This window comes from Paracoccaceae bacterium Fryx2 (assembly GCA_032334235.1).
Lineage (GTDB): Bacteria > Pseudomonadota > Alphaproteobacteria > Rhodobacterales > Rhodobacteraceae > JAVSGI01.
In genome coordinates this window covers 1,141,062-1,165,448 of sequence record JAVSGI010000003.1, presented here as the reverse complement: position 1 = coordinate 1,165,448, position 24,387 = coordinate 1,141,062, and the positions used below count along the sequence as shown (strand labels likewise).

Below are 24,387 nucleotides of genomic sequence, written 5' to 3'. Positions count from 1 at the left end.
CGCCTTCAAATTTCCACCACTCCCGCGACACCACCCATCGAGATCGTCAAACGCTCCGACACCGCCGAAGGATTCGAAGTCCTCCCCCCGGCGCTGGGTGGTCGAACGCACGTTGGCCTGGCTCGGCCGATGCCGCAGGCTGGCAAAGGACTGGGAGAAATCCATCGCCAGCGCAAAGGCATGGCTCCTCGTCGCGCATATCAGGCGCATGACCCGCTTGTTCGCAAGAGCCTGAAAAAACAACAAGAGTTTTGAATCAGACTCTGAGGCAGGTCTGCCCTGACGCTGGCACCTGCCGTGCAACCTCTTCGTGCCATTTTGCGGGGATGCTTGCGAATGGCGTCGCATCTGAAAAGCCGCGCCGCGCAATCCGAATGGCCCGCCACTGTGACCAGATCACAGACGGCGCGGGGGGCCTCATGCCAGATGGCCCGGCAGCCGGGTCGGCAAGATCGGCGGGGCTGCCCGCACTCCTGCTTATTCAGAAGACCCACTGCACTGGTGGGCCTGTCTCTGTTCAAAAGGCCAGACCGATGCATATGAAAACTGCGATGCTCCTGATCTCCCTTGCGCTGCCGGGGGCGGGGCTTGCCCAGACCAGCCCCTCGCCCGAACCCACTGCCGCCTGCGTTGCGGCCGCAACTACCGAAGCGGGTCGCGAAGCCTGCATCGGGCTTGCCGCAGCCGCCTGTCTTGGTGCCGTGAAAGGCGCGGCCGAGGTCGACGCCGCGATCTGCCTGAATGCCGAGACGGTATGGTGGGCCGACCGTCTGCGCGCGGCCAGGACAGCGATGACGGCCAAGGCCGAGGCGCTGGACGAGGCCCATGCGGCCCAGATCGCAAAGGGTGCGGCGAAGATGGCCGATGACTTTGCAAACTTCCAGACCGCATGGTCGGTCTGGTCCGAACAGCGTTGCACCTTCGAGGCAATGCTGCATTTCGGCAAGCCTGACCGGATGGTGGCCGCCTCGACCTGCCTGCTTCAGGTGACCGCCGAGCAGGCGTTGCTGCTCGAAGCCGCCGCCCGTTGACCTGACCGTCGCAAAGGACCCACGCCATGCGCATTGCCGTCGCCAGCCAGAATTTCCGCACCGTGACCGGCCATGCCGGCAAGACCCGCCGCTTCCTCGTCTATGAGGCCGCCGCCGGGGAACCCGCGCGCGAGGTCGGGCGGTTGGACTTGCCGAAGGACATGGCGATCCACAACTTCCTGGGCGACGGCCCGCATCCGCTGGACGCGGTACAGGCTGTGATTGCGGGCAGCGCGGGTACGGGCTTCGTGCGCCGCATGGCGGCGCGCGGGGTGCTGGCGGTCGCCACCGCCGAGCCCGATCCGGCACTTGCCGCCGCAGCACTGGCCGCGGGCACCTTGCCCCCGGCCGCGCTGCATGATCATGATGACGGGGACGACGGCTGCGCTGACTGTTCCTGATCCGGGTGCCGATGAAATTTTCCGTCCCGACCGGCCGTGTCACGGCAATGCACACCCTGCGCCCTGAACCGGGCCCTCCTCGGAAAGTGACGGCCCACATGGCACAAAGCAAGGGCCAGCGGTTCTGGAACAGGATCGCGCGGCGCTATGCGGCGCGGCCGATCAAGGATGTCGCGGCTTACGAGGCGATGCTGGCCGACGCCGCCTCGCGCCTGCGCGCCACCGACCGGGTGCTGGAGATCGGTTGCGGCACAGGTGGAACCGCGATCCGGCTTGCCCCCGGAGTGGCCGCGTTCACCGCCACCGACTTTTCCGACGAGATGGTGCGGATTGCTGCTGCGAAACCCGCGCCCGGCAACCTGCGGTTCGTCGTGACGGACGTCGGGCATTCCTTCGACGGCGGCCCTTTCGACGCTATCTGCGCCTTCAACGTGCTGCATCTGGTGGGCGACCTGCCGGACACCCTGGCCCGCATCCACACGCATCTGCGGCCCGGGGGGCTGCTGATCAGCAAGACCTGGTGCTTTGCCGACATGGGGCTGAAGCTGCGTCTGTTGTTCCCGGTGTTGCGCGCGTTTGGCCTGTTCCCGCCCGCCACCGCGCTGAGCATCAAGCCGTTCACGCAGGCCGTCCGCGCCACGGGCTTCGAGATCGTCGACCAGCGCACCTTCGGCGCCCATGGCCAGAACCCCTACATCGTCGCGCGCAGGCCGCTGTCATAGGCCGACATCCGCAGTCACGGTGCCGTCAATGGCCCCGATGAAAGCCACGTCACCTTCACCATACGCGGCATTGAGTCCCTTCAGGAATTCCTGGCCGACGCGCGCATCCGGGACGGCGATGGCAGGCAAAACCGTGCGGCAGATCCATGACGAAGAAATGCACTTTCTGCTCGACGCCGCCGATGACGACCACAGCCTCACCGAAATCTGCCTGTTCATGACGCGACGGATGCGCCAGTGGCATGAACATCGCGCGCCGCCAAGTGGCCGGTTTTTGCTCCGCCGTTGAAACGCCCGCGCCGCTCGCGCTCGCTCATCGTGGCCTTGTCACGAGGTTCGAGTGGCCTTGTCACGAGGTTCGAGCCGCCTGCCGTGCTGCTTCCGGTTCTTTTTGATGTCGGTCCGGAGCCGATCCGGGTGGTGGAACGGGATCGGGTTCAGCTCGTCGTGCACCTCGATTTATGGCCCATTTCACCACGGGATCAGTCGATGAGGCATCTTTGGCTGGGTAGCGCGGGTCCTCGGGTGGCCTGAAGGTCGGCGTCGGCTCGGCATCCGGGTGTCCCGGTCGGTGGCCGGTCCAGGGGGAGCGTCCCCTTGATGACCCGCGGTCACACCGGGACGAGATGCAGCCGCCGCAGCTGGCCGAGGCGGCGCATGTTGTAGGTGAGGTTCTTCAGCCCGATCTTCACCTTTGCCCGCGCCAACCCGATGGTCCGCACGAGCACGCCGCCCATGTTGCTGGCCTGCGCTCCGAAGATGTGCTCGTCCCGGACGCGCACGCTCGACTTCGTCCGGTTGCCCTGCTTGCTGCGCTCGGTCAGTGGCCGGTTGCGGTGGCCCTTGCGGTGGATGCGGCTGTGCAGTTTGTGCGCGCCAACCCCCCGGAAATCGCAAACGCCACAGTCATTGGCGAAGATGCCTGGCCGAGATGGGGGTCGACAATCATCATCACCGCCCCGAAATCCGGGGTGCAATGCGACCGGGAGATGATTGCCAGCGCCACAACCTGACACCCGGTGATCGCCATTACGCGCCAGATCGCTGGGGATCTTCGCGGTCGACAAGATGCGCCGCAACGGCGCTGTGTCCGGGTCAAGCCGACACGGCGTCCAACCGGGAGTCCGAGACGCAGATCGGCGGTCTGCAGTTCGAAACCAACGTCCTTCAAAAATCGTTTCGGACACTTCATCCAGAAAGCCGGCAGACTGAATGTGCCTTGATACCAGTGAGGTGCACGTCGGGAACAGCGGCCCTTTGAGCCGACCGATGTCAGGGGTATCCGGAAGAAGGTCCGCGCATCCTTTGGCGGGGCAGGGACATTCCAGGATGCATCGGAAGGACAGTCCGCCCGATGATGCGGATATCTGTGTCATGACGTTTCCAAGAAGGCACCCGCAACAGCATCCATGCCCGTTCCCCAGACGATTCAGCGAGATCAGGATGATCCGGATGGCATTCGAGATCAACCGGAGACCATCCGGAAGTGCACTTGTATCATCCTGATAGCGCACCCGACTTCAGTGCTGCATGTGCTTTCAGAATACGTTTCTGGACTATCAAGTTACAGGTGGGCACCTCGATTTTTCCTTGTTCGCCGCTGTTCAGGGCTGGTTTGGCGGCCTGAAGGCTGCGGGAAGCGGCTTGCTGTAGTTTTCGGCGGCGTAGTTGGGGGCCATTCCGCCCGGCTATGGCGGGCCGCGGCCTCTTCGGCCTGAAGTCCGCGCCCCGGATTACGCCGGACATGGGTTCAGGCGGCGGAGCTGGGCGAGGCGGCGCATGTTGTAAGCGAGGTTCTTCATGCCGATCTTGGCCTTCGCACGCACGATGCCGATGGTGCGCACCAGCGTCCCACCCATGTCGTTGGTCTGTGCGCCGAAGACATGTTCGACCCGGGCGCGTACGGCGGACTTGGTCCGGTTGCTGGCCTTGCCCTGCTCGCTCAGCGGTTTGCCGCGCTTTCCCTTGCGGTGGATGCGGCTCCTCAGGCCCTGGGCGCGCAGCTTGGCCTCCATCTCCTCGGACCGATAGGCCGGATCGGCCCAGACGTCCGAGCCGGTGTTGCCTTGCATCAGGAGGTGATCCACTGCCTGGCTGTCATGCAGCGCTGCATCGCTGACATGGTAGCGGCGCACCAGCTTATGCTGACGGTCCACATTCACGTGGTTCTTGTAGCCGTAGTGGCATGTTGCGCGACAACCATCTTGGCCGGTGCCGACAACCACCTTGGCCGGTGGGGCTGAACGGAAGACGGGGGTCGTGTCGCGAATGCTGTGGAAATTCCCTAGCGGTGTGGTCCGGGCATGTGAAGGTTCAGTTTTTCAAGCTGCGAGGTCAAGGGGCATCGGGTCGAGGGGCTGGGAAAGCGTCTCCCAGCCGTCGACCTTGCGCATCTGGATCTGACCGGATGCCAGCAGCGCCCAGAGCAGCATCGGCACGGTCTCGGCGCAGGGCAGCACGGTCTGGGTCTTGACGCGGCGACGGAACTCCTCGTTCAGCCGTTCGATGGCGTTGGTGGTCCGGGCCGACTTCCATTGCGAGGGATCGAGGCGGGTGAAGCTGAAGAGCCGGTCCCCTGCTTCTTCAAGGCTGTCGGCAACGGCCTTGCACTTGAGCTGCCACTTGCGCAGGAATGCCTTGCGGCGGGTCTCGATCCCGGCGGCGGTGTCGGCGCAGATCATGTCGCGGTAGTCCTCGGTCAGCTCGTCGTGCAGGTGCCTGGGCGCGTGCGCCAGCAGGTTTCGGTGCTTGTGGACCGTGCAGCGCCGGATCGGCAGAGCCTCGCCCCAGAGCGCGACCAGAGCGGCTTCAAGCCCGGGAGCGCCATCGACGATGACGAATTCGGGCCGCTTCAGACCGCGGGCATCAAGGTCGTCGAGGAACTGGCGCCAGGCAGATGTGCTCTCTCCGCCCATGTTCTTGATGGATAACAATACCTTCTGCCCGTCGCGGCGGATGCCGATCGCCGCCAGCACCGAGATGTTGGTGGCCTTGCGGTCCAGCCGGGTCCGGATCACGGTGCCGTCGAGGATCAGCCGGACGATGTCCTCGTCGGCCAGGCTGCGGGCCGACCAGGCATCCCAGTCCACCTTCACCTTGCGCCAGGCCCGGCTGACCACATCCTTGCTGACGGCGCCCTCGAACAGCCCGAACAGCGCCCGCTTGACGCGCCGGGTGTTGGTCCCGGCAAGATAGACCGCCGCGATCAGCGCCTCGGCCTTCTTCGTCAGCCGCTGGTAGCGCGGCAGCGCCTTCGAGCGCCATTCCTTAGCCTTGCCGTCCTCGTCCTCGACCCGGGCGCGGGGCACGCGCACCGTTTCGGTGCCGAAGGTGCCGGTCAGCTGCCGCTCGCGGTGCCCGTGGCGATAGCCCTTCGCCTTCTCGTCGCCGCGACCGTAGCGCATGCGGCCGAGAAACTCGGCCAGTTCCTCTTCAAACATGGTCTCGATGGTCGCGCGGACGCTCGCCCGCAGGCGCTCCTCGATCGGGTCATACCCGGTCGTGTCGGGCAGTAGCGAAAAGGCCGAGCTGTCGGTAATGTCGTTCATGGCGTGATCTCCCTGGCGGTTGGCGCCGCCGGCTGGGTGGGTTTCAGTTCACCCGGAGATTACGCCGCCTTCAAATTTCCACCACTCCCGCGACACCACCGAAGACGGGCATGCCCGTCTGGAGGGCAGCCCCACCGGCTTGAGTGATTTCGGGGAAGGTGCTGGTCGCTGCGGGTTGGTAAGCCGGGTTCCTCTGCCGTCAAACGGAGGATCCGGGTTGGCCTACAAACCCATCAACGACCAGCAAGTGAGATTATACATGTCCGACCGGTGGTGTCGCGGGAGTGGTGGAAATTTGAAGGCGGCGTAATCTCCGGGTGAACTGAAACCCACCCAGCCGGCGGCGCCAACCGCCAGGGAGATCACGCCATGAACGACATTACCGACAGCTCGGCCTTTTCGCTACTGCCCGACACGACCGGGTATGACCCGATCGAGGAGCGCCTGCGGGCAAGCGTCCGCGCGACCATCGAGACCATGTTTGAAGAGGAACTGGCCGAGTTTCTCGGCCGCATGCGCTACGGTCGCGGCGACGAGAAGGCGAAGGGCTATCGCCACGGGCACCGCGAGCGGCAGCTGACCGGCACCTTCGGCACCGAAACGGTGCGCGTGCCCCGCGCCCGGGTCGAGGACGAGGACGGCAAGGCTGAAGGAATGGCGCTCGAAGGCGCTGCCGCGCTACCAGCGGCTGACGAAGAAGGCCGAGGCGCTGATCGCGGCGGTCTATCTTGCCGGGACCAACACCCGGCGCGTCAAGCGGGCGCTGTTCGGGCTGTTCGAGGGCGCCGTCAGCAAGGATGTGGTCAGCCGGGCCTGGCGCAAGGTGAAGGTGGATTGGGATGCCTGGTCGGCCCGCAGCCTGGCCGACGAGGACATCGTCCGGCTGATCCTCGACGGCACCGTGATCCGGACCCGGCTGGACCGCAAGGCCACCAACATCTCGGTGCTGGCGGCGATCGGCATCCGCCGCGACGGGCAGAAGGTATTGTTATCCATCAAGAACATGGGCGGAGAGAGCACATCTGCCTGGCGCCAGTTCCTCGACGACCTTGATGCCCGCGGTCTGAAGCGGCCCGAATTCGTCATCGTCGATGGCGCTCCCGGGCTTGAAGCCGCTCTGGTCGCGCTCTGGGGCGAGGCTCTGCCGATCCGGCGCTGCACGGTCCACAAGCACCGAAACCTGCTGGCGCACGCGCCCAGGCACCTGCACGACGAGCTGACCGAGGACTACCGCGACATGATCTGCGCCGACACCGCCGCCGGGATCGAGACCCGCCGCAAGGCATTCCTGCGCAAGTGGCAGCTCAAGTGCAAGGCCGTTGCCGACAGCCTTGAAGAAGCAGGGGACCGGCTCTTCAGCTTCACCCGCCTCGATCCCTCGCAATGGAAGTCGGCCCGGACCACCAACGCCATCGAACGGCTGAACGAGGAGTTCCGTCGCCGCGTCAAGACCCAGACCGTGCTGCCCTGCGCCGAGACCGTGCCGATGCTGCTCTGGGCGCTGCTGGCATCCGGTCAGATCCAGATGCGCAAGGTCGACGGCTGGGAGACGCTTTCCCAGCCCCTCGACCCGATGCCTCTTGACCTCGCAGCTTGAAAAACTGAACCTTCACATGCCCGGAGTGAGCCGCCAGGGAATTTCCACAGCATTCGCGACACGACCGACCTGATCCGCGCCGGCGGCAGCCTCTCGCGCGGTGAGGAGTAACTGGTGGAACTGACCAACGGCTGCATCTGCTGCACGCTGCGCGACGACCTGCTGACCGAGGTGCGCCGTCTGGCCGAAGAGGGGCGCTTCGACCACCTGCTGATCGAATCCACCGGCGTCTCGGAACCCTTGCCCGTCGCCGCCACCTTCGAATTCCGCGACGAGGAGGGCCGGTCGCTCTCGGATATCGCGCGGCTCGACACCATGGTGACGGTGGTCGATGCCGCGAACCTGACCCGCGACTTTTCGGCACAGGATTTCCTGAAGGATCGCGGCGAGGCGCTGGGGGACGAGGACGAGCGCAGCCTTGTCCAGCTTCTGACCGAGCAGATCGAATTCGCCGACGTGATCGTGCTGAACAAGGTCTCGACCGCGACGCCCGACCAACTGGCGACAGCGCGGGCGATCCTGCCGGCGCTGAATGCCGATGCCCTGATCGTCGAAAGCGATCACAGCCGGGTCGATCCGCGCGCGATCATGGGCACCGGGCGCTTCAGCTTCGAGGCCGCGCACCGCCATCCGACCTGGGTCAAGGAGCTTTACGGTTTCGCCGACCACGCCCCCGAGGATTCGGAATATGGCATCACCAGTTTTGTCCACCGCGCGGAACGGCCCTACGATCCCGCAAGGATCGCCGAGTTCTTCGACACGCCGCTGCCCGGCGTGATCCGCGCCAAGGGGCATTTCTGGATCGCGACGCGGCCCGACTGGGCGGGCGAATTCTCGGTTGCGGGGCCGATGGTCGAGGTGAAGGGCCTTGGCCTCTGGTGGGCGGCGGTGCCCGAGGCGCACTGGCCGACCGAGGCGCGCGAGCGGATGGCCGCCCGCGTGGCCGGAGAGTTCGGCGACCGCCGGCAGGAGATGGTCTTCATCGGCATGCTGGGCGAGATGAACCGGGCGCGGATCTCGGCCACGCTCGACCGCTGCCTCGTGCCCGAGACACGCTTCGCGCCGGAGGTCTGGGAAGGGCTGGCCGACCCCTTCCCGCGCTGGGGCCGCGCGGCATGAGGCGCAACCTGCGCACCGCACTGCGCCTGCGCGGGCGCGAGAACGCGATGCTGGCCCATGACCGACTGCCGCCCGCGGCACGGGCCTGGGTCATGCAGGCGGTGCTGCCCTGGTGGGCGGCTTCGGTCCGGCGGATCTGGACACGGGCGCTGGCCCGCTCGGGCAGCGAGGCGGCGGCGCTTGCCCGCGAGGCGCGCGGCAGGAGTGCCGCAGGTTGTTGACATGCCCGGCGCTTTCGCCCATCAAGGGGGCGCTTTGGTTCCCGCGGCAGCACCGCGGGCTAAGAGGGAAGCCGGTGAAAATCCGGCACTGCCCCCGCAACTGTAAGCGGCGAGCTTTGCTTCATGACCACTGGCCCACGGGCCGGGAAGGGAAGCCGGGCGCCCGAGCCGCAAGCCAGGAGACCTGCCAGGGCCACAGAGACGACCACGGGCGGAGGGCCCGGGGGACGTGTTCCTGCGGCGCCCCGCCCGTCCGGCACATCGTACCCCGCCCCTTTCCCCCAATGACAGGAGAGCGAACTGAACCGCCCCGGGTTTACCGGAGGGCAAAACTCTCGGAGAATTGCCCGTTATGGAACAGACCTCAAAGAAGAAGACCTCGAAGCCGTATTCACCTGAGTTCCGCGAGCGTGCGGTGCGGCTGGCGATGGAACACCGCGATGATTATCAGAGCGAGGCTGCGGCGCTGACGGCGATTGCAGGTAAATTGGGCTGTTCGACGGACAGCCTTCGCGTCTGGATGCGACAGGTCCAGCGCGATGGTGGCGAACGGCCGGGACCTACCAGCGCTGAGATCGCGCGGATCAAAGAGCTTGAGCGCGAGAACCGGGAACTGCGGCAAGCGAACGAGATTCTGCGCAAAGCTTCAGCGTATTTTGCCCAGGCGGAGCTCGACCGCCCGTTTCGCAAATGACTGCTTTCATTGAGGAAAGCCGAGAGGCATTCGGGGTCGAGCCGATCTGCAGGGCACTGCAGTTTGCCCCTTCCACCTTTTATGACCGGCGGGCGATCATGCGTGATCCTGACCGGGCCTCGGCCCGGGCCAAATCGGATGCCGCCCTGAGCCTCAAGATCGACGCGGCCTGGGATGCCAACCGCAAGCTCTATGGCGCGCGGAAGATCTGGCATGTTTTGCGACGGCAGGGTGAAGACGCCGCCCGCTGCACCGTGGAACGATTGATGCGCCATCTGGGCATCAGGGGCGTGGTCCGTGGCAAGAAGGTCATCACGACCAATCCTGACACGTCTCTGCCTTGCCCGGACGACAAGGTGAACCGGCTGTTCATGGCGGATCGGCCGAACAAGCTGTGGGTTTCAGATTTCACCTATGTGCCCACATGGTCCGGCACCGTCTACGTGGCCTTCGTCATCGACGTCTTTGCACGTCGTATTGTCGGTTGGCGCGTCTCGACATCGATGAAGACCCAGTTTGTGCTCGACGCGCTGGAGCAAGCGATCTGGCAAAGAAAGACGCCGGATAACAAGAGCTTGGTCCACCATTCGGACCGCGGATCACAATACCTGTCGATCAAATACACCGAACGCCTGGCCAAGGCCGAGATCGACCTTTCCGTTGGAACAGTTGGCGATGCCTATGACAACGCCTTGGCTGAATGCGTCATCGGCCTGTTCAAGACAGAGGTCATCAACCAGATCGGCCCCTGGAAATCAATGCGCGAGGTCGAATGGGAAACGCTGAAATGGATCGATTGGTATAACAACCGCCGCCTGCTTGGCCCAATCGGATACATCCCACCCGCAGAAGCAGAGGAGGCGTTCTATGCAAACCTGAACTCACTCGATATGGTCGCGTAGTCATTGAACAAACCACCCTCCGGTAAACCCGGGGCGGTTCAGATCTGGTGATCAACCTCGATCCTGCCTCGGTCGCGCAACTGCGCCGGGTGGAGCGGGTTGATGTGCTGTCCATTCCGCTGCCGCGCGTGCTGCTGCTGAAGGTCAACGCGGCGCATTCGTTCTTCGATACGGTGGCCGAACGGCAGGCGCTGTCGCAGGCGATCGACCGGGCGGGGCTGGCGCAGGCGGTGCTGCGTTATCCGGCGGCGGCCGACCAGATGTTCCCGCCCGCGATGTCGGGCTGGCATGTCGAGGGGCTGGCGCCACTGGTCCATGACCCTGCGGCCGCCCGTGCCGCCCTTGCGGCCCAGGGCTGGCAGCCCGGCCGCGACGGCGTGCTGGAAAAGGAAGGACAGCGCTTCGAGGTGGAGCTTCTGACCTATCCCGACCGGCCGGAACTGCCGCTGACGGCCGCGGTTCTGCAACAGATGTTCGCCGAAATCGGCATCGCCGCCACGATCAATTCAACCAATTCGTCGGAAATCCCTGCGCGTCACGCCGCCGGCACCCTTCAGATGGCGCTGTTCGCGCGCAACTTCGCGCTGGTGCCCGATCCGGTCGGCACGCTGATGCAGGATTACGCGCCGGGCGGTGACTGGGGCGCGATGGGCTGGGACAACCCGGCCTTCACCGCGACCGTCGGGGCGCTGGCCCGTGGCGAGGGCGGCGATGCCGAGCGTGCGGGGCTGTCGGCCACCCTTCAGGCCGAGCTGCCGGTGCTGCCGATCGCCTGGTATCAGCAGACCGCGGCGGTGGCGCGCGGGGTGACGGGCGCGGCGCTTGATCCGTTCGAGCGCAGCTTCGGGCTGAAGACGATGGGCTTTGCCGAATGAGCGGGCTCTTGTCACAGATGGGCTTCCGGTTGGCGCAGGCGCTTGGCGTCGCGCTGGTCGTGGGGCTTCTGTCCTTCCTGATGATGCAGGCTCTGCCTGGCGATGCCGCCTTCCGCATTGCGGCCGGGCGCTATGGCTATGATCTGGTCACCGCCGAGGCCGCCGCCGCAGTGCGGGCGGAACTGGGGCTGGACCGCGAGCCGTTCGCGGCCTTTCTGGCCTGGATGGGGGATCTGGCGCGGCTGAACCTTGGCACCTCGCTGGTGTCGGGCGAGCGGGTGGCGGAGGAGATCGCGCACCAGTTGGGCGCGAGCCTGCAGCTGGCCGGGGCGGCACTGGTGCTGTCGCTGCTGATCGGCCCCCCGCTCGGCCTCTGGGCCGGGCTTCATGCGGGCGGGCGGTTCGATCGGGCGCTGCTCGTCGCCTCGGCCGCCTTCCGCTCGGTGCCGCAGTTCCTTCTGGGGCTGGTGCTGATCGTGGTGCTGGCGGTGCAGTTCCGGCTGCTGCCCGCGGCGGGCCACGGGGCGCCGGCGCATTTCGTGCTGCCTGCGCTGACGCTCGCCCTTGGGCTGGCGGCGGCCTCGGCCCGGATCACCCGCGACGCGATGGCCCGGATCGAGGCGAGCCCGCATTACGCCTTTGCCCGCTGGAAGGGCCTGTCCGAGGGTCAGGTGCTGCGGCGTCACGGGCTGCGCAATGTGGCGGCGCCGGTGCTGACCTTCCTCGGCATGCAGTTCGTGACGCTGGCCGAGGGCGTGGTGGTGGTCGAGACCATCTTCGGCTGGCCCGGCATCGGGCACGCGCTGATCCACGCGGTCTTTCACCGCGATGTGCCGATGGTGCAGGGAACCGCACTGGTGATGGGGCTGGGCTTCGTGCTGGTGAATGCGCTGACGGATCTGGCGGCGCGGCGGATTGATCCGCGGGGGGTGGACCAATGATCGCGCATCGAACGGGGCCGCTGGTCGGCTGGGGTATCCTTGCGCTGGTTCTGGCCTTTGCCGCGCTTGCGCCGCTGGCCGATGCGGTCGGGCCGCTGCGCCAGAACCTGATGCGGGTGCTGGCGGGGCCGGATGCGCTGGCGCCCTTCGGCTATGACCATCTTGGCCGGTCGATGATGGCGCGGCTGGCGCACGGGCTGCGGCTGTCGCTGACCATCGCGCTGGCCGCGGCGGCGACGGCGGCGGCGGTCGGGATTGCGCTTGGCACGCTGGCCGCCTGGCGCGGTGGCTGGATCGACCGCGCCCTGACGCTGGTGGCGGATTCGGTGCTGGCGCTGCCCGCGCTGCTGATGGTGCTGATGATGGGGGTGATCCTGCCCTCGACGCCCTTGGCCTTCTGGGCGGGGTTGGCCGCGGTGCAGTGGATCGAGTTCTTCCGCCTGACCCGCGCCGCCAGCCGCAGCCTTGTCGGCTCTCCTGCGGTCGAGGCGGCGCGGTTGCAGGGGATGTCGGCGCTCTGGATCTTTCACCGCATCTTCTGGCCCGAGATCGGCCCGATGCTGCGCACCGCCATGGCCTTTTCGGTCGCGACCGCGATTGCGGCCATAGCGGCGCTTGGCTTCGTGTCGGTGGGCATGCGCGCACCCACGCCAGAACTGGGCCTGATGATGGTGGAACTGCTGCCCGCCTGGCGCGAGGCGCCCTGGGTGCTGGCCCAGCCGGTCGCCGCCTGCTTCCTGACGCTCCTTGCCCTGAACCTGATCGCCGGAGACCGCCAATGACCCTGCTTCTGACTGCCGAACGCCTCGCCGTCCACGGCCCCGAGGGGGTGCTGGTCGAGCCGCTGGACCTGAGCCTTCAGGCGGGCCGCGCGCTGACGATCCTGGGCGAAAGCGGCTCGGGGAAAAGCCTGGCTGCACAGGCGCTGCTGGGCACGCTGCCGCGGGGGTTGCGTGCGTCGGGTGCGCTGCAGGTCGGGCCGGACCGCTTCGATCCGGCCCATCCCGCCGGGCAGCGCGCGCTCTGGGGCCGGCGGATCGCCGTGCTGCCGCAGGAGCCCTGGCTGGCGCTCGATCCGCTGATGCGGGCGGGCGCGCAGGTGGCCGAGGTTCATGCGCTGGTGGGCGCCGCGGCCGATCCTGCCGCGCGCACGGCGGGCGATCTTGGCCGACTGGGGCTGGCCCATGCGGCGGCGATCTGGCCGTGGCAGATGTCGGGCGGCATGGCGCAGCGGCTGGCTTTCGCCGCGGCGCGGGCGGGCGGCGCGCCGGTGACGGTGGCCGACGAGCCGACCAAGGGCCTTGATGCGGCGATGCGCGGCGAGGTTCTGGCGCTCTTGCGGCAGGGGCTGGCAGAAGGCGGCGGGCTGATCTGCATCACCCACGATCTGGAACTGGCCGCCGGGCTTGGCGGCGAGATCCTCGTGATGCGCGGCGGCACGGTGGTCGAGCGTGGCCCGGCGGCGCGGCTGCTGTCCGGCCCGCAGCACCCCTACACCCGCGCGCTGATCGCGGCCGACCCTGCGTGCTGGCCCCGGCCCGTGCCGCGCCCGGGCGGGGCGGCTATCCTGCGGGCCGAGGGCCTGGCGCTGTCGCGCGGAGGGCGGCGGCTGTTTTCCGGCCTGAACCTGACGCTCGCCCCCGGCGAGGTGGTGGGGATCGAGGGGCCTTCGGGCTGCGGAAAGTCCTCGTTGGGCAATGTGCTGCTCGGGCTGCTCACCCCCGAACGGGGGACGGTCTGGCGCGACCCTGCCGCGCCGCGCTTTGGCTGGCAGAAGATCTGGCAGGATCCGCCCGCCGCCTTCCCGCCGCGCCTTGCGCTGGGGCAGGGGCTGAAGGATCTGGCCCGGCGCCACCGGATCGATTCCACGCGCATTCCGCCGCTGCTCGAGCGGCTGAACCTGCGCCCGGCGCTGCTGGAGCGCACGCCGGCCGAAGTCTCGGGCGGCGAGCTGCAGCGGCTGGCAATCCTGCGCGCGCTGCTTCTCGATCCGGTGATGCTGTTCGCCGACGAGCCGACCTCGCGCCTCGATCCGATGACCCAGGCCGAGGCGGTGCGGCTGCTTGCCGACCTCGCGCGGCACGAGGGGCTGGCGCTGCTCTTCGTCAGCCACGACCGCGCGCTCCTCGCCGCCATCTGCGACCGCATCCTGACCCTGCGATAAGCGGAGGCAAGGCGGGTGTTCGTCAGCCGCCTCTGCCGAGGATTTGGCGCTCTGCCGCGGGAAACATCAGCCGGTCCTGCCAGACCAGGAACCGCTTTGAATGAGGCTTCCTGGCCTTGCAAAAGCCGCATGCTGCAGATGCAAATGGCGGCTTGCCGCCCGTCCACGACACTCAACGATTCCATCCTGTATTTGATGCCCAGCCATGCTGATGCCGTAAGGCGGCGTTGCCGTAACGATCGTCCCTGAACCGCGCCGAAGGTCCCTTGCCCTCTGCGGGTCGAGAGAGACCTGCAGCTCAGGTTGGGCAATCCTGAGAGTTGTCCTGGACGAAGAGGTTAACGACAAGTGGCATACCTCAGGAACACCGGTTGCTGACCTTGCTTAGGTGTTCAGTCCCGGCATCTGGTGGATCGGGTTTAGGATGAATCGTTCCGGCTCGGATGTCCAGATTTTGCATATGTATTCGTAGAGCGTGAGGCCGTTCTCACGCAGCGACCGACGATGCGCTTTGTCCTCGTGAAGAGCGAAGAGGCCCAGGGGGCAGCGACGGTCTTTCGGGTCCGAGAGCTTCTGATCCGGCAGCGCACGCAGGCCGGTGGACTGTTTTCCCGACGATCGGATGCACTGCGTCAAGCTGCTGGGGCAGCGCCTGTCAGCGCGGGACTTCGACCGTCAGGTCGCAGAGTTCCAGGTTCGCGTCGCCGTATTGAACGGCTTCACCGCGCTCGGCACGCCCATCACAGAGGCCGCAGGATAGGTCTGTCCGGGGGAAGGGGAACTCCGACCATCATCCGATTTGTGCAACAGAGCGCCTCTGGTAGGTAACCTCGCGCGCAAGCCAGCAGCCAAGCATCAGCCCTTTGACCTCGCCGCCCTCTCGGACAACGGTCACGGTCCAATCGCCGGGTGCGGGCGCGTCCATCGACCGGCGTGTGGCCAGGGCCCAGACGTCCGGACCGGAGGGTACCATCCGTTCCATCCGCCCTCGGCCGAGCATCCCGGAAAAGCGCGCATAAACGCCACCGCCCCGCGCGACAATCTCCAGTTCAGCGTCCAGTTCGGCGGAATGGAAGTGGCCTGCAATTTCCGCCCCATCGGCACTGTCCACTATGGGCAAAGGCACCAGCGTGACGCAGGAATTGTCGCCCGTGCGTGTCATGGTCATTCCTTGCGCGCCTTGCTCCAGAACCACTCCCGGAGCGCTCAACACGCCATTCGCCGTCAGCGTCAGCGTTTCGTCGCCGGTGGCATAGGACAGCCTTGCCGCACGGCGCCCGCTTTCCAGCCGGGCGAGAAGCCCGTTCGGTGCCAGCCACTGGCCATCCCAGCCTTCGGGGATGGGCGCGGGTGCGGGGGGGGCCGCGCTTATCGCCGCCAGTATCAGCGCCTCGGCTGCCGCGTGGGCGCTGGCTTCGTGGTTGAACATCACCACCACGGAAAGCCGCGCCGCGCGTGCGTTGAACCTTTGCGCCCGAAAGCCGCGCAGCGCACCGCCATGACCGGTGCAGGCCAGCCCGCCGATGGTTTCATGCGACAGGCCAAAGCCATAAGAGGCGGGCGATCCGTCGGCGAAGGTGGGGGGAACCGACACGCGGCGATAAAGGCTGCTTGTGTCGTCGCGCGTCGCGTCGATCCAGCCCTCATACGCCAGCATGTCATCCAGCGAAGCAGAAATTCCGGCGTCACCGATCCAGTAGACGCCATTTGCGGCCGGGAAAAACCCTGTGGCGTCGCTGCCCTCATAGCCCACAACGCCGTCTTCGGGGTGCGCGGTGTCGGCGGTCAGAACAGCAGTTTTCATGCCCGCCGGGCCCCAGATGTGGCGGCGATACTGCGCTTCCAGCGGCTGGCCGGCCTCTGCCTCGATTAGTTCCGACACGATGCGGAAGTTGCAGTTGCAATAGGAATACTGCGTGCCGGGTGGGAAATGCCCCGTCTTCATGCGAGCGATCAGCGGCAAGGCGTCTTCGCGGCGAAAGGGTTGTTCGGCAAAGGCTCCATGCAGCACCGTCAGCGCCCAATAGTCGCGCAGGCCCGACTGGTTGTCGCAAAGCTGCCGCACCGTTGGCAGCGGGTCGGTGAAGGCGGGCAGAAACTGGGCCACCTTGCCGTCCAGTCGCCCCGGATCATCGCCGCCTGCCAGCAACACCTGACAGGTGAATTGCTTGGAGATCGAGCAGATCGGTAACCGCGTGCCCGATGTCATCGGCTGGGCCGTATCGACATTGGCATAGCCCCAGGCGCGGGCGGCAATCACCTTGCCGTCCTGCATCACCCCTGCCACGCCGCCCGGACCAGGATAGGCTTTCGGCAACGCATCCAGCGCCGCGCGCAGGGCAGCAAGATCAATCTGTGTCATCAGGGTCACCCTTTGCGGCAGAAACTGAAAGCGGCGGCCGGATCTGGGCCGCCGCCAAAGGCTCAGTAGGTCTTGACGGTTTCTTCCAGGTAGAACCGCCCCAACGGGTTCTGGCCGAAGTTCTCAACGCCCTTGCGGGTCACGCTGATGTAGGGGCTGTAGTAAAGGTCGATCCAGTGCGTATCGGCCTTGGCCAGTTTCTGGATTTCGGCATACATCGCCCCGCGTTTGGCCGGGTCCATCTCCAGCCGGGCAGCGGCAACCATGTCTTTTACAGCATCATTCTTGTAGCGTGTCATGTAGTTAAGGTTCACGTCATGGCCGACAACGAAAGTGGTCTTCTGGTCGGGGTCCAGAATGTCGTTTGTCCAGTAGTTAACACCCAGATCGAAGTCGCCGTTCACCAGCATGTCCCAGGTCTGGCTTGGGTCCACCTTCTGCAGGTTCAGCGTCACGCCAACTGCAGCCAGCTGCTGTTGCAGAAGAATGGCGATCTGTTCCTGCGTCTGGTCGCCCGCATCCACCACATAGTTCAGGGTGATCGGTCCAGCATTCGACTCGGCCAGCAGGGCCCTGGCCTTTTCAGGATCGAACCCGCGCGCGCCGTTTTCTTCGCTGTGGTACAAGGCGCCCCTTGGCACATAGGAATTCGCCACCTCACCCAGATTGAAGGTGACAGTCTCGACAATCGCTTGCTTGTCGATGGCGTAGTCCAGCGCCTCGCGCACTTTCGGATTGTTCAGTGGGGCGTGTTCGTGGTTCAGCAAGAGGTGGTCTTCGCGGGTCGACGGATTGATCACCACTGCCAGGTTCGAATCCCCTTGCAGCCCGGCGACCTGCGAAAACGGCACGTAGATTGCGGCATCAAGCTCTCCGGCCTGAACCGCCAGCATCCGCGTGTTGTCATCGGGGATCGATATCCATTCGACGCCATCAAGGCTGACCGAGTCGGCCTGCCAGAAATTCGGGTTCTTCTTCAGGATCACCCGATCCCCGCGCCGCCACTCTTCGACCATGAAGGCGCCCGAACCCACCGGCTTTTCGGCAAAGGCTTCTTCCCCCATCGATTCCATCGCCGCCTTCGAGATGATGGACGCGCCCGGCATGGCAAGAGTGGACAGGAACGGTGCCGAAGGCTCGCCCAGCGTGATTACCAGTGTTTTCGCGTCCGGTGTCTGCAGGTCCGCGATGATCTTGTAGCTGTCGGACCACAGCGAGAATTCGCTGTCGCGGATGCGGGTCAGCGAATAGGCGACGTCTTCGGATGTGACGGCGGACCCATCCGAGAACCTGGAGTCGCGCAGCTTGAACGTGTAGGTCAGGCCATCGGCCGACACGTCCCAGCTTTCGGCAATGCCGGGCACCAGCGTGCTGCCGGCCTTGTCAACGCGCACCAGCACGTCGAACACGTTCGAGAACACCCAGAAATCGACGTTCTGCGCCGTGGCGATAGGGTCGAAGGTGGTGCCATCTTCGCGGCGACCGATGGTCAGCACGCCTTGCGCTTCGGCGTAGCTGGCCAGCGTGGTTGAAAGTGCAAGGCTGAGCAGCGCCGCCTTGGTCCAGGTTCTTATCATGTCATGGGCTCCTATTGGATTGGGTCAGGGTGCCGCCGTTGATGGGGCGATCTGGGTCGATGTCGGGAATCGCGGCGATCAGCGCCGCTGTGTAGTCTTGTTCGGGATTGGCAAAGATGCGGGCCGAGGGGCCGTCTTCGACGATCTCGCCCTGTTTCATCACCACCACCCGCGCGCACAGGTTGCGCACGATCGCCAGATCATGCGCGATGAAGATCAGGGTCAGGCCGCTGTGCGCCGTCAGCCTGCGGAACAGGTCAACGATTTGCGCCTGTATCGTGACGTCCAGCGCCGCCACGCATTCATCGGCAAGGATCACCTTGGGGTTCACCGCCAGCGCCCGCGCTATGCCTGCCCGCTGACACTGCCCGCCCGACAGACTGCGCGGACGGCGGCGGGCGAAGGCGCGATCAAGCCCCACCATGTCGAGCAGTTCGTCGATCCGGGCCGGAATTGCACTGCGCGGGGTTTCGCCTTGCGTCTGCAAGACCTCGGCCAGCGTCTCGCCTACTGTCATGCGCGGGTTCAGCGCGTTGAACGGGTCTTGAAACACCATGGCCGCGTCTGACCGCAGCCTTGTCAGAGTTGCGGCCCGGTTGTCCGCCAGCGACAGACCTTCAAACTGAACATCGCCCGAAGTGGCGCGCTGCAGCCCCAGCATGGTGCGCGCCAGCGTGCTTTTGCCGGAACCGGATTCGCCTACGATCCCCACCGTTTCTCCCGGCCAGATGCGCAAGCTGACCTTGCGCACAGCGCTCAGCGGTGGCTTGCGGCGCAAGAAACCGCCTTGGGCAAACTGGACCTCGAGATCGGTCACCTCAAAAACCGGCTGATGCGCCCGGTCCGCCTCCAGATGATCCCCCGCCGCCGCGACAGAGGGGTGAGAGGCGATCAACGCCTTGGTATAAGGGTGCTGCGGGGCGGCCAGAAGGGCTCGCTTTTCGCCCTGCTCCACCACCCGGCCTTCGCGCATGACGGCGATCCGGTCGCAGGTCTGCGCCACTACGCCCAGATCATGCGTAATCAGCACGATCGACAGACCGCGCTTGTCGCGCAGGTCTATCAGCAGGCGCAGGATTTGCGCCTGAATGGTGACATCCAGCGCCGTCGTCGGCTCGTCCGCGATCAGAATCTCGGGGTTGCAGGACAAGGCGATGGCAATCATGGCGCGTTGCCGCATGCCACCGGAAAACTGATGCGCATAGCCGCTATAGGCGCCGGTCGGATCTGGGAAACCCACCTGCCGCAAGAGGTCAATTGCCGCGTCCCGCGCTGCCGCCTGCGCAAGCCCGGTGTGGTGAACCAGGCCTTCGGTGATCTGCGCGCCGATCTTCATCATCGGGTCCAGATGGCTGGTCGGGTTCTGGAAGATCATCCCGATGCGGCGGCCCCGGATATCCGCCATTGCCCCGCTTTGCAGAATCTCGGCACCGTCCAGCCGCACGGACCCGGCGGTGACATGCAACTGGCGCGAGGGCAGAAGCCCCAGCAGCGTGCGGCACAGAAGGCTTTTTCCCGAGCCGCTTTCCCCCACAAGCCCCAGAATCTCGCCCTTGTCCAGGGTCAGCGAGATATCTTCCAGCAGGCTGCGCTCTTCCTCCGGGCCGCGAAAGACCACCGACAGACCGCTAATCCGGACCTGGGTCATTCGCGCACCCCGAACAGATCGGCCAGCGCGTCACCCGTCAGTGAAAAGCCGAAGGCCAGCACCACGATCGCCAGCCCCGGAAACAGCGTGATCCACCACGCCTGGGCGATGAACCCCTGCGCCTCGGCCACCATCACCCCCCATTCGGCCAGAGGCGGCTGCACCCCAAGCCCCAGATAGCTGATGGAGGCCCCGGCCAGCAGCACCAGAACCGCATCCGACATCACGAAGACCAGTGATCCCGCAAGCGCGTTCGGCAAAAGGTGCCGGAACATGATCCGCAGGCGCGAAAAGCCAAGGCTGGCTGCCGCCACCGCAAAGTCCTGCGTCTTCAGCACCAGAATCTGTGCCCGGATCAGCCGCGCATAGCTGACCCAGCCCACCAGCGCCATGGCGATGTAAAAGCTGCCCAGCCCCGGCCCCAGAATGGTGATGATCGACAGCATCAGCACCAGAAACGGAAAGGCCAGCACCACGTCGATCACCCGCATCAGAACCGCATCGACCCAGCCGCCGAAGAACCCCGCCACGGTGCCGACCGCCGTGCCGATCAGGAATGGAAACACCACCCCGATCACCGCCATCTGCAGGTCGATGCGCGCGCCCCAAATGACCCGGCTGAAGACATCGCGGCCAAAGTTGTCGGTGCCAAACGGATGCTCCCAGGACGGCGGCTTCAGCCGGACCGCGCTGTCTTGATAGATCGGGTCATAGGGTGCGACCCATGGCGCAAAGAACGCCAGCAACAGGAAAGCCGAAAGAATGCCCAGGCCGGTGGCCAGCATCGGCTGCCGCCCGACCCAGCGGCCCCAGCGTGGCCTGTAGCGGGGGGTGGAAGAGGCGCTCACAGCTCTACCCTCGGGTCCAGTGCGACGGTTATGATATCGGCGGCAAAGTTGATCAGCACCGTGGCCACCGCGAAGGTCAGCGCCACGCCCTGCACGACCATGTAGTCGCGGCTGAAGATGCCCCGCACCATCAGCTGGCCGAGGCCCGGAATGGCGAACACGCTTTCCACCACCACCGTGCCTCCGATCAGCCAGCCGATATTGACCGCCAGCAGGTTCACCGTCGGCACCAGCGCGTTCGGCACCACATGCCGCCAGAACACGACACTCTCCGGCATCCCGCGCGCCCGCGCAGCCGTGGCAATGTCGGATTGCATGCCCGCCACCATCCCGGCACGCAAGGACCGTGTCAGCACCGCCGACAGCGACAGCGCGATGGTCAGCCCCGGCAGCACCAGGTGGCTCAGCTTTTCGCCCAGTGTCTCGCCGTAGCCAGCCACTGGCAACCAATCCAGCCGCACGGAAAACAGCAGGATCAGCATCGCACCCAGCCAGAATGACGGGAACCCGATCCCCGCCGTCGAAACGACCCGCACCGCATGATCGGCCAGCGTGCCCTGGCGTCGGGCCGAGATAGCAGCAAAGGGCACCGCGATCAGGAGCGCCAGCAGCACACCAGCCACGACCAGGGCCAGCGTAGGCTCGATCCTCGACGCGATCAGGCGCAGAACGTCGATCTTGTAAAGCGTGGACTTGCCCATCTCACCCGCGCCTAGGTTCTTCAGAAAGTAAAGGTATTGCAGCCACATAGGCTCATCCAACCCGTATTGGGCGCGGATGTTCGCGATGGCGGTTGGCGTGGCGCGCGTGCCCAGCAGGATGCGTGCCGGATCACCGGGAATCAGCCGCACCAGTACGAAGGTTATGACCGAGATGCCGAACAACACCGGCAGAAACTGCAAAGGGCGGAACAGGACAAAGCGATAGCGGTGCATTCCTCTCAATTCTCCCGCTTTGCAATGATGGCCTTACAGTTGATCATTCGCCCCACCATGATCTGCGGCTAAAGAAAAACCCGCCGCGGCTCTTCCGAAGAAAATCCGGCCTGCGGGGCTCGAATGCCAAGGAAACTAAGCAGATCACTAGGCAAGCATCTGCAGGTGTCAAGCTCGAACTACCTGCTGCGATGGCGTTCCACGGACCATCTTGGAGCCGCAAGCAGGGGAGCCATTCGGGCCTGATCGAGCAGCGGTGACTTGCATGTTTTCATTGGAGCACTTGCCTATTGGGCCAATTGTGGGGAACTTCGCACGGGCAGGTTTGACCCCTAGCGACAGCGTCAGACGCAGGTTTCTTGTGGTCAGTTCTCTGCAAAGCCCTGGTTGTTCCCGCGTGCAATACAGCAGTTTGCCGAAAATCTAGGCTTTTCATGATGTCTCGCGGCTGGAATCGCTCACCCGCGCCCTCCTCGCTTGCCTTACCACATATCGGGCAAGGGGTGGTCAGGCTGCCGGTGACCACCGATCCTTTGGCCCGGCTGACCGATGTCGTCGTCCGCTACCCCATGCGCGGCGGCCTCCTCGGCGGCATCAGCCAGAACTCCACGCCGTTGAACATGTCACCTTCGATATCCGCAAGAGGGAGACCTTCGCGCTGGTCTGCGTGTCCGGCTGCGGCAAGTCGACCATTGCCAAGGCCCTGGTTGGACTTGCGCCGCATCAGGGCCGGATCGAGATTGGCGGACAGATCATGGAGGGCCTCGACACCGCGGGCCTTGAATCCATGCGTCGCAAGGTGAAGATTGTATTCTAGTGTTCTGAGTCTGACACTTCCTACCTGTTTCCGCGAATTTCGTCGAGTTTGTCGAGCGCGCGGCGTTCTCGGGTGAGGATGTCCTCGGCGGTTTTGGTCCACCTGAAGGGCTTCGGCTTCTCGTTGTGCTGCGCCAGATAGTCGTAGATCGCGGTCTTCAGGTCATCGACGCTGGAATAGCTGCCACGTCGGATGCGCCTCGATGTGATTTCGGCGAAGAAGCGTTCGACCAGGTTCAGCCATGAGGCGCTGGTGGGCGTGAAGTGCAGCTTGAAGCGCGGGTGCTTGTCCAGCCATGCTTTCACCTCGGGCGTCTTGTGGGTGGCGTAGTTGTCGAGCACCAGGTGCACGTGACGACGCGCGGGCACGGCCTTGTCGATCTGCCGCAGAAATTTCAGGAACTCCTTGGCGCGATGGCGGGGCATGCAATCGCCGATGACCTTGCCGGATTTCACATCCAGCGCGGCGAACAGCGTGGTCGTGCCGTGCCGCTTATAATCGTGTGTCATGGTAGCTGCGCGCCCCTTCTTGAGCGGCAGACCGGGTTGCGTCCGATCCAACGCCTGGATCTGCGACTTCTCATCAACACACAGAACCACAGCCCGATCCGGTGGATCAAGGTAGAGACCGACGATATCCGTGACCTTTTCCTCGAACAGCGGGTCATTCGAGACCTTGAACCCCTTCGTGAGATGCGGCTTCAAGCCAGCTTCGGCCCATATGCGACCCACACTCGACGGCGAAATCCCCATGGCTTCGGCCATCAGGGCGCGGCTCCAGTGGGTGGCGTTGGGCGGCGTCTCCTGCACCGTCTTGGTGATCACCTTCAGCCTTGTTTCCATGGGCAATGGCGGCACGCGCGAGGGCCTTGTCTTGTCGCGCTTGAGGCCGTCCACACCCTCATCGAGATACCGAGCCTGCCAGCGCCAGACCGTGGGCTTCGAAGTGCGTGCGCGCCGCATGATCTCAAAAGTGCCGTGACCGTCCGCTGTCGCCAGCACGATCTCGGAACGCCAGACGAGCTTGCGCGCAGTGTTGCGGTTGGTGATCAGAGCTTGAAGCTCAGCACGGTCGGCGGGGCCAAGGTAAAGGCAAATGTCATCGCGTCTCATGCCCCGAATATGGCACATCAGGCCCTCAATGGGAATCCTGTGTCAGGTGGGGAACACTAGGACCCGATGGCCGCCCTCAATCCCGGCATGCGGGTACGCTCACAAGGATCAGGCCGAGACAGGCGTGCTTTTCGATCTGTTCGCCCGACGCTACGCATACCACAGGGCCTGCCAAAAGTCGAGACCACCGTCTTCAGCGGCTTCAATTGTGTCCGCCGCGGCGCCCGGCCCGCACCCGGACAGCAGATCAAGGGCCGGGGATGGAACACGGCCGTCGCCTCGACCTCTGAAGTTCCCGGTTGGGAACTGGCGCAGGCCAACGCCGCGGGCAAAGGCAGGATTGCCGGAGGCGCTGGCGGCAAACCGCTGCGCATGATGGAGGGGGCCTTCGTTTGCCGTGTCGACGTGGGCGGACGAGAGGAAATCATGTGGCCGGACCTTCACGGCCACCGATCGAAGGGCCTTTTCCTTCGGCCTGACGCGGCATGCCAATGGCGGGGCGAAGCGGCTCATGTGCACCGGGGTCGCGCCAGCAATTGACAATGGTGCGGTGGCCGCCCTGAAGCAGGGTCGCATCAAGGTCTTGCCCGCGATCCGATGCTTTCACCCTGATGCGGTCGAACTGGTCGACGACCGGCGGATCGCGCCGGATGTCGTCATCGCAGCAGTTGGCTGTACCACAGGTCTGGAAGGCAAGCTTGCGGGTCTCGATGTGCTGGACGCCCGGTGCTGGTCGGCGTGGGTAGCAATGCCGAAAAAACCGGGTATCATGAAGAGCCTGTCCCGCACATGAATGGCGGGGTATTGACTTGAACGCCCCGACGGTCAGGAAACCCATTGGGAAGCGAACCCGCATTCGCGGTCGCATACCTT

At 65.2% G+C, this 24,387-nt stretch carries 20 protein-coding genes, 7 pseudogenes, 1 riboswitch and 1 other annotated feature; of the genes and pseudogenes, 17 read left to right on the top strand and 10 right to left on the bottom strand.

The window, feature by feature from the left end; genetic code table 11:
• Positions 1-36: 36 nt before the first annotated feature.
• The 5 genes and pseudogenes from RNZ50_06760 to RNZ50_06740 all read left to right on the top strand — a co-directional run bounded on the left by RNZ50_06760 (position 37) and on the right by RNZ50_06740 (position 2,443).
• Positions 37-235: pseudogene (locus tag RNZ50_06760) on the top strand (transposase).
• 316 nt (positions 236-551) lie between these two features.
• Positions 552-1,031, top strand: a complete 480-nt coding sequence (locus tag RNZ50_06755) for a lysozyme inhibitor LprI family protein (protein MDT8854727.1) — start codon at positions 552-554, stop codon at positions 1,029-1,031.
• Between the two features lie 26 nt (positions 1,032-1,057).
• Entirely contained in the window at positions 1,058-1,432 is a 375-nt protein-coding gene (locus tag RNZ50_06750) for a nitrogen fixation protein (GenBank protein MDT8854726.1), read from the top strand.
• A gap of 98 nt (positions 1,433-1,530) precedes the next feature.
• Positions 1,531-2,154 carry a class I SAM-dependent methyltransferase gene (locus RNZ50_06745; GenBank protein MDT8854725.1) on the top strand — a complete coding sequence of 208 codons (624 nt, stop codon included), beginning with the start codon at positions 1,531-1,533 and terminating at the stop codon, positions 2,152-2,154.
• A 28-nt stretch (positions 2,155-2,182) separates the two neighbouring features.
• Positions 2,183-2,443 carry a hypothetical protein gene (locus tag RNZ50_06740; protein MDT8854724.1) on the top strand — a complete coding sequence of 87 codons (261 nt, stop codon included), beginning with the start codon at positions 2,183-2,185 and terminating at the stop codon, positions 2,441-2,443.
• 322 nt (positions 2,444-2,765) lie between these two features.
• Here RNZ50_06740 and RNZ50_06735 read toward each other — a convergent pair.
• From RNZ50_06735 to RNZ50_06725, 3 genes and pseudogenes are all read right to left on the bottom strand, one after another.
• Positions 2,766-3,035: pseudogene (locus RNZ50_06735) on the bottom strand (transposase).
• Positions 3,036-3,887: 852 nt separating this feature from the next.
• Complete coding sequence (locus RNZ50_06730; protein MDT8854723.1) at positions 3,888-4,379, bottom strand: transposase; 492 nt, start codon at positions 4,377-4,379, stop codon at positions 3,888-3,890.
• Between the two features lie 96 nt (positions 4,380-4,475).
• Positions 4,476-5,702 (bottom strand): IS256 family transposase, encoded by a 1,227-nt coding sequence (locus RNZ50_06725; protein MDT8854722.1) that lies wholly within the window; start codon positions 5,700-5,702, stop codon positions 4,476-4,478.
• A gap of 369 nt (positions 5,703-6,071) precedes the next feature.
• On the opposite strand from RNZ50_06725, the pseudogene RNZ50_06720 reads away from it, so the two are divergent.
• The 8 genes and pseudogenes from RNZ50_06720 to RNZ50_06685 all read left to right on the top strand — a co-directional run bounded on the left by RNZ50_06720 (position 6,072) and on the right by RNZ50_06685 (position 14,215).
• A pseudogene (locus tag RNZ50_06720) lies at positions 6,072-7,299 on the top strand (IS256 family transposase).
• 66 nt (positions 7,300-7,365) lie between these two features.
• A pseudogene (locus RNZ50_06715) lies at positions 7,366-8,418 on the top strand (GTP-binding protein).
• Positions 8,415-8,639, top strand: coding sequence for a DUF6525 family protein (locus RNZ50_06710; protein MDT8854721.1), 225 nt, complete (start codon positions 8,415-8,417; stop codon positions 8,637-8,639). Before RNZ50_06715 ends, RNZ50_06710 begins: the two are co-directional and overlap by 4 nt.
• An 18-nt stretch (positions 8,640-8,657) precedes the next feature.
• A riboswitch (cobalamin riboswitch) is annotated at positions 8,658-8,846 on the top strand.
• 145 nt (positions 8,847-8,991) lie between these two features.
• Positions 8,992-10,235, top strand: a protein-coding gene (locus tag RNZ50_06705) for an IS3 family transposase (GenBank protein MDT8854720.1) whose coding sequence is annotated in 2 segments (ribosomal slippage) — positions 8,992-9,295 and positions 9,295-10,235 — 1,245 coding nt in all. Because the reading frame shifts where the segments join, the coding sequence is not laid out codon by codon here.
• Positions 9,288-9,404: a sequence feature (AL1L pseudoknot), on the top strand. It overlaps the preceding gene by 117 nt.
• A gap of 44 nt (positions 10,236-10,279) precedes the next feature.
• Positions 10,280-11,110, top strand: coding sequence for an ABC transporter substrate-binding protein (locus tag RNZ50_06700; GenBank protein ID MDT8854719.1), 831 nt, complete (start codon positions 10,280-10,282; stop codon positions 11,108-11,110).
• Between the two features lie 17 nt (positions 11,111-11,127).
• A complete protein-coding gene (locus tag RNZ50_06695) occupies positions 11,128-12,051 on the top strand; it encodes an ABC transporter permease (GenBank protein MDT8854718.1) in 924 nt (307 codons plus the stop codon).
• Positions 12,048-12,833 (top strand): ABC transporter permease subunit, encoded by a 786-nt coding sequence (locus tag RNZ50_06690; protein MDT8854717.1) that lies wholly within the window; start codon positions 12,048-12,050, stop codon positions 12,831-12,833. Before RNZ50_06695 ends, RNZ50_06690 begins: the two co-directional genes overlap by 4 nt.
• On the top strand, positions 12,830-14,215 hold the full coding sequence (locus tag RNZ50_06685; GenBank protein ID MDT8854716.1) for an ATP-binding cassette domain-containing protein: 1,386 nt from the start codon (positions 12,830-12,832) through the stop codon (positions 14,213-14,215). Before RNZ50_06690 ends, RNZ50_06685 begins: the two co-directional genes overlap by 4 nt.
• Before the next feature lie 384 nt (positions 14,216-14,599).
• On the opposite strand, the pseudogene RNZ50_06680 reads toward RNZ50_06685, so the two are convergent.
• Positions 14,600-14,698 (bottom strand): annotated as a pseudogene (locus RNZ50_06680) (IS481 family transposase).
• A gap of 9 nt (positions 14,699-14,707) precedes the next feature.
• Here RNZ50_06680 and RNZ50_06675 point away from each other — a divergent pair.
• A pseudogene (locus tag RNZ50_06675) lies at positions 14,708-14,809 on the top strand (IS110 family transposase).
• Positions 14,810-14,828: 19 nt separating this feature from the next.
• Positions 14,829-14,975 (top strand): annotated as a pseudogene (locus RNZ50_06670) (IS5/IS1182 family transposase).
• A gap of 30 nt (positions 14,976-15,005) precedes the next feature.
• On the opposite strand, the gene RNZ50_06665 reads toward RNZ50_06670, so the two are convergent.
• The 5 genes from RNZ50_06665 to RNZ50_06645 form a co-directional block, all read right to left on the bottom strand.
• On the bottom strand, positions 15,006-16,577 hold the full coding sequence (locus RNZ50_06665) for a D-aminopeptidase (GenBank protein ID MDT8854715.1): 1,572 nt from the start codon (positions 16,575-16,577) through the stop codon (positions 15,006-15,008).
• 62 nt (positions 16,578-16,639) lie between these two features.
• Positions 16,640-18,154, bottom strand: coding sequence for an ABC transporter substrate-binding protein (locus RNZ50_06660; GenBank protein ID MDT8854714.1), 1,515 nt, complete (start codon positions 18,152-18,154; stop codon positions 16,640-16,642).
• Between the two features lies 1 nt (position 18,155).
• Positions 18,156-19,802, bottom strand: coding sequence for an ABC transporter ATP-binding protein (locus RNZ50_06655; protein MDT8854713.1), 1,647 nt, complete (start codon positions 19,800-19,802; stop codon positions 18,156-18,158).
• Positions 19,799-20,650 (bottom strand): ABC transporter permease, encoded by an 852-nt coding sequence (locus RNZ50_06650; protein MDT8854712.1) that lies wholly within the window; start codon positions 20,648-20,650, stop codon positions 19,799-19,801. Before RNZ50_06650 ends, RNZ50_06655 begins: the two co-directional genes overlap by 4 nt.
• Positions 20,647-21,585: an ABC transporter permease gene (locus RNZ50_06645; protein ID MDT8854711.1), complete on the bottom strand. Its 939-nt coding sequence runs from the start codon at positions 21,583-21,585 to the stop codon at positions 20,647-20,649. Before RNZ50_06645 ends, RNZ50_06650 begins: the two co-directional genes overlap by 4 nt.
• 667 nt (positions 21,586-22,252) lie before the next feature.
• Between RNZ50_06645 and RNZ50_06640 the strand changes: the two genes are divergently transcribed.
• A complete protein-coding gene (locus RNZ50_06640; protein ID MDT8854710.1) occupies positions 22,253-22,402 on the top strand; it encodes an ATP-binding cassette domain-containing protein in 150 nt (49 codons plus the stop codon).
• A gap of 20 nt (positions 22,403-22,422) precedes the next feature.
• Here the strand turns inward: RNZ50_06640 and RNZ50_06635 are convergent, their stop codons facing one another.
• The gene (locus tag RNZ50_06635) at positions 22,423-23,514 is read right to left on the bottom strand and encodes an IS630 family transposase (GenBank protein ID MDT8854709.1); all 1,092 of its coding nucleotides are present in this window, start codon (positions 23,512-23,514) and stop codon (positions 22,423-22,425) included.
• A 511-nt stretch (positions 23,515-24,025) separates the two neighbouring features.
• Here RNZ50_06635 and RNZ50_06630 point away from each other — a divergent pair.
• The gene (locus RNZ50_06630; protein MDT8854708.1) at positions 24,026-24,307 is read left to right on the top strand and encodes a hypothetical protein; all 282 of its coding nucleotides are present in this window, start codon (positions 24,026-24,028) and stop codon (positions 24,305-24,307) included.
• Positions 24,308-24,387: the final 80 nt, after the last annotated feature.

What these genes read in the sequence shown, in the direction of transcription:
- RNZ50_06755 (MDT8854727.1), top strand. Translation starts at nt 552, where the DNA reads ATGCTCCTGATCTCCCTTGCGCTGCCGGGGGCGGGGCTTGCCCAGACC.
- RNZ50_06750 (MDT8854726.1), top strand. Translation starts at nt 1,058, where the DNA reads ATGCGCATTGCCGTCGCCAGCCAGAATTTCCGCACCGTGACCGGCCAT.
- RNZ50_06745 (MDT8854725.1), top strand. Translation starts at nt 1,531, where the DNA reads ATGGCACAAAGCAAGGGCCAGCGGTTCTGGAACAGGATCGCGCGGCGC.
- RNZ50_06740 (MDT8854724.1), top strand. Translation starts at nt 2,183, where the DNA reads ATGGCCCCGATGAAAGCCACGTCACCTTCACCATACGCGGCATTGAGT.
- RNZ50_06725 (MDT8854722.1), bottom strand. Translation starts at nt 5,702, where the DNA reads ATGAACGACATTACCGACAGCTCGGCCTTTTCGCTACTGCCCGACACG.
- RNZ50_06710 (MDT8854721.1), top strand. Translation starts at nt 8,415, where the DNA reads ATGAGGCGCAACCTGCGCACCGCACTGCGCCTGCGCGGGCGCGAGAAC.
- RNZ50_06695 (MDT8854718.1), top strand. Translation starts at nt 11,128, where the DNA reads ATGGGCTTCCGGTTGGCGCAGGCGCTTGGCGTCGCGCTGGTCGTGGGG.
- RNZ50_06690 (MDT8854717.1), top strand. Translation starts at nt 12,048, where the DNA reads ATGATCGCGCATCGAACGGGGCCGCTGGTCGGCTGGGGTATCCTTGCG.
- RNZ50_06685 (MDT8854716.1), top strand. Translation starts at nt 12,830, where the DNA reads ATGACCCTGCTTCTGACTGCCGAACGCCTCGCCGTCCACGGCCCCGAG.
- RNZ50_06665 (MDT8854715.1), bottom strand. Translation starts at nt 16,577, where the DNA reads ATGACACAGATTGATCTTGCTGCCCTGCGCGCGGCGCTGGATGCGTTG.
- RNZ50_06660 (MDT8854714.1), bottom strand. Translation starts at nt 18,154, where the DNA reads ATGATAAGAACCTGGACCAAGGCGGCGCTGCTCAGCCTTGCACTTTCA.
- RNZ50_06655 (MDT8854713.1), bottom strand. Translation starts at nt 19,802, where the DNA reads ATGACCCAGGTCCGGATTAGCGGTCTGTCGGTGGTCTTTCGCGGCCCG.
- RNZ50_06645 (MDT8854711.1), bottom strand. Translation starts at nt 21,585, where the DNA reads ATGCACCGCTATCGCTTTGTCCTGTTCCGCCCTTTGCAGTTTCTGCCG.
- RNZ50_06635 (MDT8854709.1), bottom strand. Translation starts at nt 23,514, where the DNA reads ATGAGACGCGATGACATTTGCCTTTACCTTGGCCCCGCCGACCGTGCT.
- RNZ50_06630 (MDT8854708.1), top strand. Translation starts at nt 24,026, where the DNA reads ATGTGCACCGGGGTCGCGCCAGCAATTGACAATGGTGCGGTGGCCGCC.